The organism is Aliiroseovarius sediminilitoris (assembly GCF_900109955.1).
GTDB classification, from domain to species: Bacteria; Pseudomonadota; Alphaproteobacteria; order Rhodobacterales; family Rhodobacteraceae; genus Aliiroseovarius; species Aliiroseovarius sediminilitoris.
This window is the reverse complement of sequence record NZ_FOJB01000001.1, coordinates 2528575-2544036: the sequence shown is the minus strand read 5'-3', so window position 1 is coordinate 2544036 and position 15462 is coordinate 2528575. Positions and strand designations below refer to the sequence as shown.

13 protein-coding genes and 1 pseudogene are annotated in these 15462 nt (G+C 58.2%); 12 read left to right on the top strand and 2 right to left on the bottom strand.

Features of this window, described 5'->3' with window-relative positions:
- The first annotated feature begins 23 nt into the window (after positions 1 to 23).
- From BMY55_RS12560 to BMY55_RS12505, 12 genes and pseudogenes are all read left to right on the top strand, one after another.
- The gene (locus BMY55_RS12560; protein WP_245744740.1) at positions 24 to 2366 is read left to right on the top strand and encodes an ABC transporter permease; all 2343 of its coding nucleotides are present in this window, start codon (positions 24 to 26) and stop codon (positions 2364 to 2366) included.
- 4 nt (positions 2367 to 2370) lie between these two features.
- Entirely contained in the window at positions 2371 to 3585 is a 1215-nt protein-coding gene (locus BMY55_RS12555) for an efflux RND transporter periplasmic adaptor subunit (protein ID WP_091431083.1), read from the top strand.
- 196 nt (positions 3586 to 3781) lie between these two features.
- Positions 3782 to 4990: an aminopeptidase P family protein gene (locus BMY55_RS12550; RefSeq protein ID WP_091431081.1), complete on the top strand. Its 1209-nt coding sequence runs from the start codon at positions 3782 to 3784 to the stop codon at positions 4988 to 4990.
- A gap of 180 nt (positions 4991 to 5170) precedes the next feature.
- A complete protein-coding gene (locus tag BMY55_RS12545; RefSeq protein ID WP_091431079.1) occupies positions 5171 to 6271 on the top strand; it encodes an ABC transporter ATP-binding protein in 1101 nt (366 codons plus the stop codon).
- Between the two features lie 113 nt (positions 6272 to 6384).
- Positions 6385 to 7491 (top strand): extracellular solute-binding protein, encoded by a 1107-nt coding sequence (locus tag BMY55_RS12540; protein ID WP_091431078.1) that lies wholly within the window; start codon positions 6385 to 6387, stop codon positions 7489 to 7491.
- A 124-nt stretch (positions 7492 to 7615) separates the two neighbouring features.
- Positions 7616 to 8890, top strand: a complete 1275-nt coding sequence (locus tag BMY55_RS12535) for an ABC transporter permease (RefSeq protein WP_091431076.1) — start codon at positions 7616 to 7618, stop codon at positions 8888 to 8890.
- 14 nt (positions 8891 to 8904) lie between these two features.
- A pseudogene (locus tag BMY55_RS12530) lies at positions 8905 to 9750 on the top strand (ABC transporter permease); the annotation flags it as partial.
- Between the two features lie 239 nt (positions 9751 to 9989).
- Positions 9990 to 10619 carry an ATP-dependent Clp protease proteolytic subunit gene (locus tag BMY55_RS12525; protein WP_091431072.1) on the top strand — a complete coding sequence of 210 codons (630 nt, stop codon included), beginning with the start codon at positions 9990 to 9992 and terminating at the stop codon, positions 10617 to 10619.
- A gap of 162 nt (positions 10620 to 10781) precedes the next feature.
- Positions 10782 to 12050: an ATP-dependent Clp protease ATP-binding subunit ClpX gene (clpX, locus tag BMY55_RS12520; RefSeq protein ID WP_091431070.1), complete on the top strand. Its 1269-nt coding sequence runs from the start codon at positions 10782 to 10784 to the stop codon at positions 12048 to 12050.
- Between the two features lie 186 nt (positions 12051 to 12236).
- Positions 12237 to 12611, top strand: coding sequence for an NADH:ubiquinone oxidoreductase subunit NDUFA12 (locus BMY55_RS12515; protein ID WP_091431068.1), 375 nt, complete (start codon positions 12237 to 12239; stop codon positions 12609 to 12611).
- 52 nt (positions 12612 to 12663) lie between these two features.
- Complete coding sequence (mlaD, locus tag BMY55_RS12510; protein WP_091431066.1) at positions 12664 to 13119, top strand: outer membrane lipid asymmetry maintenance protein MlaD; 456 nt, start codon at positions 12664 to 12666, stop codon at positions 13117 to 13119.
- Positions 13116 to 13478, top strand: a complete 363-nt coding sequence (locus tag BMY55_RS12505; RefSeq protein WP_322787729.1) for a DUF2155 domain-containing protein — start codon at positions 13116 to 13118, stop codon at positions 13476 to 13478. Before mlaD ends, BMY55_RS12505 begins: the two co-directional genes overlap by 4 nt.
- Here the strand turns inward: BMY55_RS12505 and aat are convergent.
- On the bottom strand, positions 13442 to 14098 hold the full coding sequence (gene aat, locus BMY55_RS12500) for a leucyl/phenylalanyl-tRNA--protein transferase (protein WP_281242455.1): 657 nt from the start codon (positions 14096 to 14098) through the stop codon (positions 13442 to 13444). The two genes, BMY55_RS12505 and aat, sit on opposite strands and share 37 nt — an antisense overlap.
- Positions 14099 to 14104: 6 nt before the next feature.
- A complete protein-coding gene (accC, locus tag BMY55_RS12495) occupies positions 14105 to 15457 on the bottom strand; it encodes an acetyl-CoA carboxylase biotin carboxylase subunit (RefSeq protein WP_091431064.1) in 1353 nt (450 codons plus the stop codon).
- Between the last annotated feature and the right edge of the window lie 5 nt (positions 15458 to 15462).

The window sequence follows — 15462 nt, the reverse complement described above, 5'->3', positions numbered from 1 at the left end:
CCATGCGGGTTCTGGACAGGAAATTGCTTCGCGACCTTCGTCGGCTCTGGACCCAAAGCCTGGCCATTTCCGCAGTATTGGCAGTTGGCGTGATGATCATGGTCATGTCCAACGGTGCCGAACGCAGCCTGCGTGAAACCCGCGATACGTTCTATGAGCGCAACCGGTTCGGCGATTTATTTGCAAGCGCGTCGCGCGCACCGGACGCTTTGGCGGCTGACATTCTGTCGATTGATGGCGTCATGCGCGTCGACACGCGGATTTCGGAATTTGCCATTCTGGACATCGCGGATATGTCCGAACCTGCGATGGGACAGGTGTTATCATTGCCTGCTTCGGGCCTTCCGGCCCTGAATATTCCAACGCTTACCAAGGGGCGTATGCCCGAGCCGGGACGGCGCGATGAGGTGTTGGTAAATCAGAACTTTGCCGATGCGCATGGCTTTGCGCCGGGGGATCGGTTTGGCGTTACGTTGAACGGGCAGAAGCGCGACTTGATGATCACCGGCACTGCGCTTAGCCCCGAGTTCATCTATACCATTGGTCCGAACTCGATCATGCCGGATGATCGACGTTTCGGCATCTTGTGGATGGCCGAAGATGTGCTGGGGGCTGCCTTCAACCTGACCGGCGCGTTCAACGCGGTCTCGGTCCAACTGGGTCGCAACGCGGCCCCTGACGTTGTGACCGACGCTCTGGATGACCTGTTGAAACCCTATGGTGGCACCGGTGCCTATCCGCGCAAGGATCAAATCTCGAACGCCTTTCTGGATGGAGAGCTGACGCAGCTTGGCGTGATGGCCGAAGTGGTGCCACCGATCTTTCTGGTGATCTCGGCGTTTCTGGTGAACATGGTTTTGGGGCGTTTGATTGCGCTGGAACGCGAACAGATTGGGCTGTTGAAGGCGCTGGGCTATCAACGGTTCGAAATCAGTTGGCATTATGTCAAGCTGGCGCTGGTGATCGGTTGCGTGGGTGTGGCGCTGGGCTGGGGGTTCGGGATGCTGGCCAGTCGCGGCATGGCACAGCTGTACGCCGAATTCTTCCATTTCCCCTATCTTGTCTTCGTGCAGTATCCGTCGATTTATGCGGTGTCAGCCGCAGCGGGGCTTCTGGCTGCCGGGCTGGGCGCGATCAGCGCAGTGCGGCGGGTCGTCGGGTTAAGTCCGGCGGTCGCGATGGCTCCACCTGCACCCACGCGCTTTCGACGCGGGCTTTTGGATCACCTGATCGTTTGGCTTAAACCACGCCAGCCCACGATGATGATTCTGCGCGCTATCGGTCGTTGGCCGCTTCGGGCTGCGATGACCACGCTGGGGATCGCAACCTCTGCCTCGGTCATGATTGCTGCTCTGTTCATGTTTGATGCGATGGACGAATTGCTGGATGTGAGTTTCGTTCAGATCAACCGGCAGGATGCCATCGTGCAATTTGCCCTGCAACGATCCGAAAATGTGCTGGACGACGTCGCCAACCTTCCCGGCGTGCTGGCGGCCGAGGGCGTATGGTCAATGCCTGCGCGACTGACCAACGGTCATTTAACCCGCCGCATCGCGATTGAAGGTCGGCGGCCCGAAGACAACCTGTCGCAAGTATTTGACACCGAAACACGCGTTCTGGTGCGGCCCGAACACGGTATCGTGCTGGCGCGCCGATTGGCCGATCATCTGAATGTCGGGGTGGGGGACGCGTTGATGGTCGAGTTTCTGACAATCCCGGACAGTCAGCACAAACTGACGGTGACAGGGCTGGCCGGGCAGTATTTCGGGCTTGGCGCCTATATGAATGCTGACACCTTGGCGCGGCTGTTGGATCAGCCGGTGCAGGTCACGCAAGCCAACCTTCTGATAGATGCGGGGCAAGAGGATGCATTGTTTCAGGCGATCAAGGCGGCCCCGGCTGTCGCGGGGCTGACGCTGCTTGCACAGGTGCGGCAGTCCTTCACCGATACCATCGCGCAGAACGCGGGGATGACCACCACGATCAACTCGTTCCTCGCCGCGCTGATAGCCATCGGTGTTGTCTATAACTCCGCGCGCATCCAGCTTTCTGAACGTGCCCGCGAGCTGGCCAGTCTGCGCATCCTTGGCTTCACCAAGGGCGAGGTCAGCTATATCCTGCTGGGCGAGCTTTTTTTGCTGACCGCGGCGGCGATCCCTCTGGGTCTGGTGATTGGCCGGCTTTTGGCTGGGGCGATGGTGGCAAGCTTTGACAGCGACCTCTATTCCATACCTCTGGTTGTGTCGCGTGGAACATATATGTGGGCGGCGGGTGTGGTGGCTGTGGCGTCAGTCGCATCGGCGATGATCGTGCGGCGGCGGATTGATCGGATGGATCTGGTCGCCGTTATGAAAACAAGGGAGTAACCCGATGAGCTGGAACATGCGCAAGACGATACTGGCAGGGGCGGCAACGGTCGCCGTGGCGGGCTTTGCCTATATCGCGACCAAACCGGAACCCGTGCCGGTTGACATCGCCGCCATCGCGCGTGGTCCAATTGAAGTGACCGTCAACGCCGAAGGCCGAACGCGGGTGCGCGATGTGTATGACGTATCAGCCCCTGTCGCGGGTCAGCTGGCGCGCAGTCCGGTTTCTATCGGCGATATGGTGAAGGCGGGTGAAACAATTGTGGCCCGGATCGCGCCCGGTGATCCCGCGTTTCTGGATGTGCGGTCGCGTGCGCAGGCCGAAGCGGCGGTGGCGCAAGCCATGGCGGCTGTGTCTGTGGCCGAAGCGCAGATATCGTTGGCCGAGGCGGACCTTGCCCATGCGCAAACGATCCTGAACCGTCTGCACGATCTGTATTCACGCGGCACCATCCCGCAGGCGCAGTTAGACGACGCCGAGTTGGGTGTCGATGTGGCAGCGGCCAAACTGGACAGCGCCCATGCAGCGTACGACATGCGCGTGGCCGAACTGGCCGCCCAGCGGGCCACATTGATCGAACCACGCGATCAGGATGACCCGGCTGAGGGGGATGCTTGCTGCATCGACGTAAAAGCGCCGGTGTCGGGCAAGGTTCTGACCGTCGTCAGCGAAAGCGCGCGGCCGGTTCTGCCCGGTGCCCCGATTCTGTCCATCGGCGAAACCGATGATCTTGAGATCACTGCCGAGATCCTGTCGACCGATGCCGTGCGCCTGACGCCCGGTGCCGCGGCTTACGTTGACAGATGGGGCGGCGATGCATCGCTGGAGGCGCGCGTTCGGGTGATCGAGCCGGCGGGATTTACCAAAGTGTCGGCGCTGGGGATCGAGGAACAGCGCGTGCGGGTTGTGCTGGACTTGTTGACCCCGAAAGAAAATCGCGCTGCGCTTGGCCATGGGTTCCGTGTCTTTCTGCGCATTGTCGAATGGCAGGGTGAGGGGGTGATCGTCCCATTATCTGCGCTTTTTCGCGACGGTGGGGACTGGGCCGTCTTCGTTGTCGACGGAGACTATGTCGCGTTGCGAAAGGTCGAACTGGGGCATCGCAACAGCGAAGAGGCCGTGGCGCTGGATGGTCTTGCCGAAGGGGATCAGGTTGTCACCCATCCAGGTGACCGGGTCGCCGACGGCGTTCTGGTGGTGGATCGCGCCACGCTTTAAGGCAGAAACCCAACTTTGAAATTGACAGAACGGCGCATGATCGCCAAAGATCGCGCCATCCGCAGCGATGGCGTCGCTGCCCTGCGTGCTGGCCCAGTTGCCCGCGCAAGGTCCGGAGATCAACTGCCCTGCACGCCGGGGGGTTTGGTTGGCCGGGCACATCTATTCTCGGCCTCGGAATACGGAGACTTGAGAAATGTCACGCACCCAGTTTTTTGTTTGTGAGAACGGTGAAAAAGCACCGCTGCCCTTTTCGAAGGCCGAATATGAGCGGCGGTTGAAAACCTTGCGCGGAATCATGGCCAATCGCGGGGTAGAAGCGGTTCTGTTCACCTCGATGCACAATATCGCTTATTATTCGGGCTTCCTGTACTGCTCGTTCGGTCGCCCCTATGGCTGCGTTGTGACGGCGGATCGCTGCACGACCGTGTCGGCCAATATCGACGCGGGCCAGCCGTGGCGGCGCAGCTTTGGTGACAACGTCATCTACACCGACTGGGAGCGGAACAACTACTGGCGCGCGGTAAAAGACGTGATGGGTGGTGCCAAATCCGTCGGGATCGAGGGCGATCACTTGACGCTGGCCCAACGCGCCTTGGCCGAAGAGTTTCTGACCGGTGTCAGCTTCACCGACATCGCCCCGGACGCAATGAAAGCGCGCATGGTGAAATCGGCTGAAGAGATTGCGTTGATCCGTGAAGGGGCGCGTGTGGCCGACCACGGCGGAGCGGCCATTCGCGATGCCATCCGTATCGGTGCGCGCGAGATTGATATCGCCATGGCAGGTCGCGATGCAATGGAAGAAGAGATCGCTCGCGTCCATCCCGACAGCGAAATTCGCGACAGTTGGGTGTGGTTCCAGTCCGGCATCAACACTGACGGTGCCCACAACCCGGTCACCACACGCAAGCTGGAAGCAGGAGACATCCTGTCGCTGAACACGTTCCCGATGATCTCGGGCTATTATACCGCACTGGAGCGCACGTTGTTCATCGGCGAACCGGACAAGAACAGCCTTCGTATCTGGGAAGCCAACGTTGCCGCACACGAGTTGGGCATTTCACTGATCAAACCCGGCGCGACCTGCTCAGGAATCACCGCCGAGATCAACAAGTTCTTCGAAAGCGAAGGATTGCTTCAATACCGCTCGTTCGGATATGGGCACAGCTTTGGGGTGTTGTCTCACTACTATGGTCGCGAAGCCGGGCTGGAACTGCGCGAAGATATCGACACGGCGCTGGAGCCGGGAATGGTCGTGTCGATGGAGCCGATGTTGTTCCTGCCGGAAGGCACGCCCGGTGCCGGGGGCTATCGCGAACACGATATTCTTGTTGTGGGTGAAACGGATGCCGAGAACATTACCGGCTTTCCTTACGGCCCTGAGCATAACATCGTGCCGGTATGACGCGAAATTCGCAAAAAGTGTCGGGATCGAACCGCGAAACCGTCATGTTTAATTAGAGGCTAAGGTTGTCGCGAAGATAAACTTCGCGACAACTTGTGGATTTGCTGTTGATATTCACGTTAGGTTCGTGTTGGCTTATGCCCAACAAACGAAAAGAAAAACATAGACCAGGGGGGTCACTTGGCTGATGCAGCTTCCAACGACGGGTTCGTCGTTTTTGATCGTGTCCAGAAAAGCTATGATGGGGAAACACTGGTTGTAAAAGACCTGAACCTATCCGTGGCCAAGGGCGAATTCCTTACGATGCTCGGGCCGTCGGGGTCTGGCAAAACAACATGTCTGATGATGCTGGCCGGGTTTGAAACCGCGACGCACGGTGACATCCGGCTTGGCGGTCAGCCGATCAACAATATCCCGCCCCACAAGCGCGGCATCGGGATGGTGTTCCAGAACTACGCGCTTTTCCCTCATATGACGATTGCTGAAAACCTGTCCTTCCCGTTGGAGGTGCGCAAGATTGGCAAGTCTGACCGAGAAGCGAAGATCAAACGCGCCTTGGACATGGTTGAAATGGGCGCCTTCGGCGGGCGTCGCCCGGCACAATTGTCAGGTGGTCAGCAGCAGCGTGTTGCTTTGGCGCGCGCGCTGGTGTTTGAACCTGAACTGGTGCTGATGGATGAACCCTTGGGTGCGCTGGACAAGCAGTTGCGCGAAAAGATGCAGTTCGAGATCACGCACCTTGCGCACCAGTTGGGTATCACCACCGTGTATGTGACCCACGACCAGACCGAGGCTTTGACCATGTCTGACAACGTGGCGGTGTTCGACGACGGGCGCATCCAGCAACTTGCACCGCCCGATCAGCTTTACGAGCGGCCGGAAAACAGCTTCGTTGCGCAGTTCATCGGTGAAAACAACACCTTGGAAGGCGTGGTGACGGAAATCAAAGGGGATACCTGCATCGTCAAACTGGACGATGGCGAGGTCATCGACGCGACGCCGATCAACGTCGACAAGGTCGGGGACCGGACCATCGTGTCGATCCGTCCCGAACGTGTTGAATATAACAAAGAGCGTCTGAAGAAGGGGGTTCACACCCTGAAAGCCGAGGTGCTCGAGTTCATCTATATGGGCGACATCTTCCGCACGCGATTGCGGGTGGCGGGCAATGATGAGTTCATCATCAAAACCCGGAATGCCCCGGATGTCGACCGTCTGACGCCCGGTCAGCAGATCGAGATCGGATGGTTGCCATCCGACTGTCGCGCGCTCGACGCCTGATACCCATTGCTTCGGGGCCTGTGATGGCTCCGGGCATATTAGCCAGGGGTTTGCCATGTACCCGTTCATGCAGGCCCGACCAATCGAACGGGGATAACTAGGGAGAATAAAGTATGAAACTTGTGAAGACTCTTTTGGCCAGCTCTGCCCTGGCCGTCACCGCGGGTGCGGTTGCGGCGCAGGATATGGCCAACGAGCTGACTCTCGTTTCTTGGGGTGGCGCATATCAAGCCAGCCAGGTGAAGGCTTATGTAGAGCCTTATCTGGAAATGAACCCCGAGGTCAGCGTAACCTGGGACGAAAGCTCGGCGGAAGCCGTGGCCAAGCTGCGCGCGATGAACGAAGCCGGCAACGTAACCTGGGATTTGGTTGATGCCGTGGCATCTGATGCCATGCGTCTGTGCGACGAAGGTTTGGCGGAAGAACTGAACCATGATGAAGTTCTGGCCGCTGCGCCCGACGGCACATCGGCGTCGGAAGATTTCGGCGACCTGCTTGTCTCTGACTGCTTCGTGCCGCAGATCGTTTATTCGACCACATTCGGCTATCGCACCGACATGGTGGGCGACGAACCACCGACTTCGGTTTGCGATGTGTTTGACCTTGCGAAGTATCCGGGTAAACGCGCGCTGCAAAAGCGTCCGATCGACAATATGGAGTGGGCGCTGTATTGCGACGGCGTGGCCAAGGACGAGCTTTATGACGCCCTGGGGACCGATGAAGGCGTGGCCCGTGCGCTGGCCAAGCTGGATACCATCAAAGACCAGGTTGTCTGGTGGACTGCTGGTGCGGAAACGCCGCAGCTTCTGGCAGACGGCGAAGTTGTGATGGGTTCGACCTTCAACGGTCGCCTGTTCTCGGCGATTGCCGAACAGAACCAGCCGATTGGTATGCTGTGGGATATGCAATCCTTTGACCTTGATGGTTGGGTTGTTCCTGCCGGTCTGCCTGCGGATCGCAAAGCCCGCGTGATGGACTTCCTGAAATTCGCTACGGACACCCAGCGTCTGGCGGATCAGGCAGCCTATATCTCGTATGGTCCGGCCCGCAAATCGTCGGCCCCGCTGGTCGGCAAGCATGCCGAACTGGGTATCGACATGGCGCCGCACATGCCAACCGATCCCGCGAATTCCGGTAACGTTCACGTCTATGACTATGAATGGTGGGCCGACAACCGCGACGATCTGAATGCCAAGTTCGAAGCTTGGCTGGCCAAGTAATTCTGGCTTTCGGGAGGGGCCGTCTGGCCCTTCCCACCCCAATAAAAACATTAGTTTCGGCACGAATTGTTTATGAATTTGACCACATCGAAACTGAAAAGAAGCTGACGCTGACAGGGATGACATGAGCGACATGACCGATACGAGCGGCCCCGTTCTGGCCGCAGATGGAACACCGCTGAAACGCAGTCTGAACAGGGCACTCAGGCGTCAAAAGATGCGCGCTCTGCTACTGATCGCGCCTTTGTTGTTGTTCATCATGGTCAGCTTCATTCTTCCGATTGCGGATATGCTGTATCGCTCGGTTGAAAACAGGATTGTCACCGAAACCCTGCCACGGACCGTGAAAGCGCTGTCTTCCTGGGATGCCAATTCTGGTGAATTGCCCGATGAAGCTGCGTTTGCCGCGATGGCGGCTGACCTGAAAGACGCCGCCGAGGCCAAAACACATACGAAAGTTGGCTCGCGGCTGAACTATGAATATCCGGGTATTTCATCGGTGTTTCGAAAGACAGGTCGGAATGCCAAGAAGTTTGACATCGAAAATGGCGGGCCCTGGAAAGAAGAACTGATCGACCAGAACGAAGACTGGGCTGATCCAGAAATCTGGCGCACCATTCAGACCTATTCACCACCTGTCACAGCCGGTTATTTCCTGAATGCCGTTGACATGCGCGTGGGGGCAGACGGGGCCGAAATGCGGCCTGAAAACGAGCGGATCTATATGAACTTGCTCAAGCGCACCCTTTGGATGTCGCTGTTCATCACCTTCTCCTGCATCGTTCTGGCCTATCCGGTTGCGTGGCTGTTGGCGAACCTGCCGACCCGTCAGGCGAACCTGCTGATGATCCTGGTGCTATTGCCGTTCTGGACATCGCTACTGGTGCGCACCTCGGCGTGGAAAATCCTGCTGCAACAACAGGGGGTGATCAATGACATCCTTGTTTGGATCGGGTTGGTGGATGACAACGCGCGCCTGATCATCATCAACAACCAGTTTGGCACGATCGTGGCAATGACGCACATTCTGCTGCCGTTCATGATCCTGCCGATGTATTCCGTGATGCAGACCATCCCGCCGACATATCTTCGGGCCGCGAAAAGCCTTGGGGCAACAGATTGGACAGCGTTCTGGCGAGTGTATTTCCCGCAGACCATACCGGGCATTGGCGCCGGCTCGATCCTCGTCTTCATTCTGGCCATTGGCTACTATATCACGCCGGCTCTGGTCGGGGGCACGAAGGGGACGTTCATCTCGAACCAGATCGCGTTCCACATCTCGACATCACTCAACTGGGGTCTTGCCTCGGCGCTGGGTGCCATACTTCTGGCGGTCGTTCTGGTGCTCTATTGGGCCTATGACAAGATCGTCGGCATCGACAACGTGAAGCTGGGATAACGGATATGAGCAAACTTCCTCCTTATACAACGACCGGCCAGCGGATTTGGCACTATACGTTTCTCGTGATCTGCGGATTGATCTTCTTTTTCCTGATTGCGCCGATTGCCGTGGTGATCCCGCTCAGCTTCAACGCCGAGAACTTCTTCACCTTCACACCTGAAATGCTGCGTTTCGATCCCGAAGGGTATTCACTGAAGCACTATCGCGACTTCTTCTCGAATCCGGATTGGCAGAATGCCATGTGGAACTCGATCAAGATTGCGCCCGTGGCGACTGTGATTTCGGTGAGCCTTGGCACATTGGCGGCCATCGGGCTAAGCCAACCACATGTGCCCGCCCGTCGGGCCATCATGGCGATCCTGATTTCACCGATGATTGTGCCGCTGATCATTTCGGCGGCTGGCATGTATTTCTTCTATTCCAAGATCAATCTTGCCGGCACCTATTGGGGCGTCGTTCTGGCCCACGCGGCGTTGGGCATTCCCTTCGTGATCATCACGGTGACGGCGACTCTCGTCGGGTTTGACCGATCCTTGACGCGGGCGGCCGCCAATATGGGAGCCGATCCGGTGACGACCTTTTTCCGCGTGCAGATGCCGCTGATCCTGCCCGGTGTCATTTCTGGCGCACTGTTTGCGTTCATTACTTCGTTTGACGAGGTTGTGGTGGTGATTTTCGTCGGCTCGGCCAAGCAGCAAACGCTGCCTTGGCAGATGTTCACCGGCCTGCGCGAACAGATCAGCCCCACCATTCTGGCGGTTGCCACGATCCTGGTGGCCGTGTCGATTGTTTTGCTGACAATTGTCGAGCTTCTGCGCCGTCGGTCGGAACGGTTGCGTGGGATGAGCCCCGGTTGATCGCGCACACGGCTTCTAACGAACAGCGGCACCCTTTGGGGTGCCGTTTTCGTTGACGGGCGCCCCGCCCCCTTCAGATCAGGGATTTGTTAACCAAATTCAGGCATCCCAGTCGCGAATGTGCCGATGGGTATAGGACCGGTTGCCACCCCCCCCTTGCAGCCCCTTTCCAGCGGCACTAACATCATGCGTCAGGGGCCGACCCAACGGCGCTGGCGTGAACATGAAAGCAGGCTGAAATGCACGATCCTCTTGAAATTTATAACAACACCCTTGTGCCCATGGTTGTGGAGCAGACATCGCGGGGCGAACGGGCCTATGACATCTTTTCCCGCTTGCTGAAAGAACGGATCATCTTCGTGAACGGCGCCGTTCATGACGGCATGTCCAGCCTTGTTGTGGCGCAACTGCTGCACCTGGAAGCCGAGAACCCGAAAAAAGAGATATCAATGTATATCAACTCGCCCGGTGGCGTGGTGACGTCGGGCCTGTCGATCTATGATACGATGCAATACATCAAGCCTGCCGTATCCACGCTGGTCATCGGACAGGCGGCGTCGATGGGGTCGGTTCTGTCGGTGGCGGGTGAAAAGGGGATGCGGTTCTCACTGCCGCATTCGCGCATCATGGTCCACCAGCCGTCCGGCGGGTTCCAGGGGCAGGCCACGGACATCATGATCCACGCGGCCGAGACCCAGAAGGTCAAGGACACGCTGAACCAGATTTATGTGAAACACACCGGCAACGCGCTGAAAGAAGTTGAAAAAGCACTGGAGCGGGACAATTTCATGTCGCCGCAAGAGGCCAAGGATTGGGGTCATATCGACGAGATTGTCGAGAATCGTGGCAAGGGCGACGACGAAGAATAACGCAATGCCCGGCTTGAAACCGGGCATTGCCACACCGGGCAAGGCGCGGGAAAAACCGGATTGTGCCTGCCCGGACACTGCCCTAGACTTGCGGTGATGGAAGAAAATGCCGCTCGAACGGGCGCAAACCGGATCCCAGCGCGGACCCAATAGGACGAACTGATGGCGAATAACTCCTCTGGCGACAGCAAGAACACACTCTATTGTTCGTTCTGCGGCAAAAGCCAACATGAAGTGCGGAAGCTGATCGCGGGGCCGACCGTGTTCATCTGCGACGAGTGTGTCGAGCTGTGCATGGACATCATTCGCGAAGAAACCAAGTCGACGGGGCTGAAGACCTCGGACGGGGTGCCAACCCCGATCGACATTTGCAACGTGCTTGACGACTATGTGATCGGGCAGGCCCATGCCAAACGCGTGTTGTCGGTTGCCGTTCACAACCACTATAAACGACTGAACCACGCTGCCGCGTCGGGCGACGAGATTGAGCTGGCGAAATCCAACATCATGCTGATTGGCCCGACGGGGTGCGGCAAGACATTGCTTGCGCAAACGCTGGCGCGCATTCTGGATGTGCCTTTTACCATGGCCGATGCGACCACACTGACCGAGGCCGGATATGTCGGCGAGGATGTGGAAAACATCATCCTGAAACTGCTTCAGGCGTCGGAATACAACGTCGAACGCGCACAGCGCGGCATTGTCTATATCGACGAGGTCGACAAGATCACCCGCAAGTCGGACAATCCGTCCATCACCCGCGACGTGTCGGGCGAGGGTGTGCAACAGGCGTTGTTGAAGATTATGGAAGGCACTGTTGCCTCTGTGCCGCCGCAAGGTGGGCGCAAACATCCGCAGCAAGAATTCCTGCAAGTTGACACGACCAACATCCTGTTCATCTGTGGTGGGGCATTTGCGGGTCTCGACAAGATCATCGCGCAGCGCGGCAAGGGCTCGGCCATGGGCTTTGGTGCTGACGTTCGTGAAAATGATGACCGCGGCGTGGGCGAACTGTTTCAGGAACTTGAGCCGGAAGACCTGTTGAAATTCGGTTTGATCCCGGAATTTGTGGGCCGTTTGCCTGTGATCGCGACGTTGGAAGATCTGGATGCGGAAGCTCTGGTCACTATTCTGACCAAGCCCAAGAACGCTCTGGTCAAGCAATACCAGCGCCTTTTCGAATTGGAGGACGCGCAGTTGACCTTCACCGATGACGCGCTGAAGGCCATCGCAAAACGTGCCATCGAACGCAAAACCGGTGCGCGTGGCTTGCGTTCGATCATGGAAGACATCCTGCTGGATACGATGTTCGATCTGCCGGGGCTTGAAAATGTCGATGAGGTTGTGGTGAACGAAGAGGCTGTGACCTCCGACGCCAAACCGCTGATCATCTATGGTGAGGCTGCGAAGGAAGAGGTTAGCGCAAGTTGATCAGACCGCAAAGGGTCACTGACTGCATGAAAAACAAGCCACCGCCTGCGCGGTGGCTTTTTCGTTCGGGCAGAGATCTGCGCCAAGCTGCCGCATTTTGCCCAAAGCCCACCCAATCCGGTGCAAAACACTGGACCTTCCGGGCAGCTTGCGCCATATGAAGTGAGAACAAAACCGGAGACTGACATGCGTTTCATCTTGTCCCTGCTGACCTGGTATCACCGCGAAACCATTGGCACACGTCTGTTCACCTGGCGCAAAGGCGTGAAAGTGGGTGAGGATGAGCAAGGCAACGTCTTCTATCGCAACCGTGATGACAGCCGTCGCTGGGTGATTTTCAATGGCGAACCTGAAGCGAGCCGCGTCAGTCCCGCCTGGCATGGTTGGCTGCACCACACGTTCGACAACAGTCCAGCCGAGGCGCCCCTGGCCCATAAGGCTTGGGAAAAGCCGCATCAGGTCAACCTGACCGGCACTCCGTTGGCCTATGCGCCCGCAGGCTCGTTGCGCCAAGCTGAACCGGCTGACCGCCGAGACTACGAAGCGTGGCAGCCTGAATAAGCGGCCTGCGTCGTCGGTACATTTTCGTATTCCCTGATCGAAAGGGGCTGCTATGAGCGATAGCCACACAACAGAAGTCGTCACCGGCAGCGTGGTTTTGGCCGCTGCTGTGGGATTTTTCCTTTATGCCGGTCAAATCGTTGGTCTGTCAGGGTCGGGTGACAGCAACAGCTATTCGGCTTCGTTCCGAACCGCAGATGGTATCTCGGTCGGCACGGATGTGCGTCTGGGTGGCGTGAAGGTCGGGACGGTCACAGGTATCAGCCTGAACCCGGAAACCTATCGCGCGGACACAGCGTTCACCGTGCAGTCCGATGTGGCGTTGCCTGATGACACCGCCATCATCATCTCGTCGGAAGGGTTGCTGGGCGGGTCCTATGTAGAACTCCTGCCCGGTGGTTCGCCGTTCAACCTGGAACCGGGGGCCGAGATTGAGGACACGCAGGGGTCCGTCAGCCTTGTTCAGCTTTTGCTGAAATATGTCGCCGGCAGCGAGGACACGAAGTGATCTTTCGCGCTGCCATCACGGCCGTTGCATTGATCGCCACCAGCTTTCCCGCCAGCGCCGAAACGGGCAAGGCGACCGGTGCCCTGTTGCGCGGTCTGGACAAGGTATCAGGCACGCCCATCGACTTCTCGATGAAGGTGGGTGACACGGTCGAACTGGGCAGGCTTCGCGTGACGTTGGGCGAATGCCGCTATCCCACCGATAACCCGACAGGTGACGCATATGCGTGGCTTGTGATCCGGGATGGGAACGACGATCAGACCACGTTTGAAGGCTGGATGATCGCCTCATCTCCTGCACTCAACGCGCTGGATCATCAACGCTATGACGTTTGGGTTCTGCGCTGCACCACAGACTGAGCGTCGGGTAGCGGTTTCGACGTGATGTCGGCAACGCCATGTGAAAGCGCGGCTTCCAACATGTCGTGATAGTCTTTTCTTGAAATTTCGATCGCGCCCAGGCTGGCCAGATGTGGCGTCAGGAACTGCGTGTCGAACAGGGTGAAGCCTGTATTCGACAGGTGATGGGTCAGATAGGCCAGCGCGATCTTTGACGCATCCCGGCGGCGCGAGAACATGCTTTCACCAAAGAATGCCCGCCCAAGTGTTACCCCATAGACACCACCGACAAGAGCGTCGCCGTCCCACAGCTCCAGTGCGTGGGCATGGCCCATGTGATGCAGCTGCTTGTATAGATCAAAGATGGTGGTGTTGATCCAAGTCTCTTCGCGCTCTGCACAGGCCGCCACGACGCCTGAAAAATCCCTGTTCAAGGCGACCTGAAACGGACAGCGCCGAATGCAGCGTGCAAGGCTGCGCGAGATATGAAACCCATCCAGAGGGAAAATGCCACGCGCTTCCGGATCAACCCAGAAGACGCGCGGATCGTCGCGACCTTCGGCCATGGGAAACACCCCCATAGCATAGGCGCGCAGCAGAAGATCGGCACTCAGGGGCGGCGGGTCGTGTGGCGGGGCCAATGGCCCCTAGCCCAGGTTCTTGTCCAGCCAGCGTTCCAGCCAGTGGATGTTGTAATTGCCGGTTTGGATGTCCTTTTCTGCCAGCAACTGGTGGAAAAGAGGCACCGTGGTTTCGACGCCATCTACGATCAATTCGCCCAAGGCGCGATGAAGCCGGGCAAGTGCCTCGGGCCGGTCACGCCCATGCACGATCAGTTTGCCAATCAGGCTGTCGTAATAGGGTGGGATCGAATAGCCATCATACAACGCGCTGTCCATCCGCACGCCCAACCCACCCGGCGCGTGATACTGGGTGATTTTGCCGGGACACGGAGAGAAATTGGGCAGGCGTTCGGCATTGATGCGGATCTCGATCGCGTGACCGTTCACCTCAAGGTCATCCTGCCCGAAAGACAGCGGCATACCCTCGGCGACGCGAATTTGTTCGCGCACCAGATCGACGCCGAAAATGGCTTCGGTCACAGGATGTTCGACCTGCAAGCGAGTGTTCATCTCGATAAAATAGAACTCGCCATCTTCATAAAGAAACTCGATCGTTCCCGCGCCGCGATAGCCCATTTCGGCCACGGCGTTGGCGCAGATGCCACCGATACGGGCGCGTTCCTCGGGGCTGATGCTGGGGCCGGGGGCTTCTTCAAAGACTTTCTGGTGACGCCGCTGAAGCGAGCAATCCCGCTCGGCCAGATGCACACCGTTACCTTGGCCGTCTCCGAACACCTGCACCTCGATATGGCGTGGTTTCTGGAGGTATTTCTCCATATATACTTCGGAATTGCCGAACGCGGCTTTGGCCTCGGACCGCGCGGTCGAGAAGGCCGTGTCGATCTCGGCAGCCGTCTCGGCAACCTTCATGCCACGTCCACCGCCACCAGCGGTGGCCTTGATGATCACCGGATAGCCCATCTCGCCGGCCACCTTGCGGGCCGTCGCAAGGTCGGGCACGCCGCCTTCAGATCCCGGAACGACGGGGATGCCCAGACTGATCGCAGTCTCCTTGGCAGTGATCTTGTCCCCCATCATGCGGATATGCTCGGCAGACGGGCCAATAAACGTAATCTCGTGATCTTCCAAAACCTGAACGAATTGTTCGTTTTCGGACAGGAAGCCATAGCCCGGATGCACCGCTTGTGCGCCCGTGATTTCACAGGCCGCGATGATTGCAGGGATCGACAGGTAGCTGTCGGTGCTGGACGGCGGGCCGATGCAGACGCTTTCATCCGCCATGCGCACATGCATTGCGTCCACGTCCGCGGTCGAGTGGACCGCCACGGTCTTTATTCCCATCTCGCGTGCGCCGCGGATGACGCGCAGGGCAATCTCTCCGCGGTTGGCGATCAGGATCTTGTCGAAATGGGCCATGTGAT

Coding starts and splice junctions, on each gene's coding strand:
- BMY55_RS12525 (WP_091431072.1), top strand. CDS start 9,990: ATGCACGATCCTCTTGAAATTTATAACAACACCCTTGTGCCCATGGTT.
- clpX (WP_091431070.1), top strand. CDS start 10,782: ATGGCGAATAACTCCTCTGGCGACAGCAAGAACACACTCTATTGTTCG.
- BMY55_RS12555 (WP_091431083.1), top strand. CDS start 2,371: ATGAGCTGGAACATGCGCAAGACGATACTGGCAGGGGCGGCAACGGTC.
- BMY55_RS12550 (WP_091431081.1), top strand. CDS start 3,782: ATGTCACGCACCCAGTTTTTTGTTTGTGAGAACGGTGAAAAAGCACCG.
- mlaD (WP_091431066.1), top strand. CDS start 12,664: ATGAGCGATAGCCACACAACAGAAGTCGTCACCGGCAGCGTGGTTTTG.
- BMY55_RS12535 (WP_091431076.1), top strand. CDS start 7,616: ATGAGCGACATGACCGATACGAGCGGCCCCGTTCTGGCCGCAGATGGA.
- BMY55_RS12540 (WP_091431078.1), top strand. CDS start 6,385: ATGAAACTTGTGAAGACTCTTTTGGCCAGCTCTGCCCTGGCCGTCACC.
- BMY55_RS12515 (WP_091431068.1), top strand. CDS start 12,237: ATGCGTTTCATCTTGTCCCTGCTGACCTGGTATCACCGCGAAACCATT.
- accC (WP_091431064.1), bottom strand. CDS start 15,457: ATGGCCCATTTCGACAAGATCCTGATCGCCAACCGCGGAGAGATTGCC.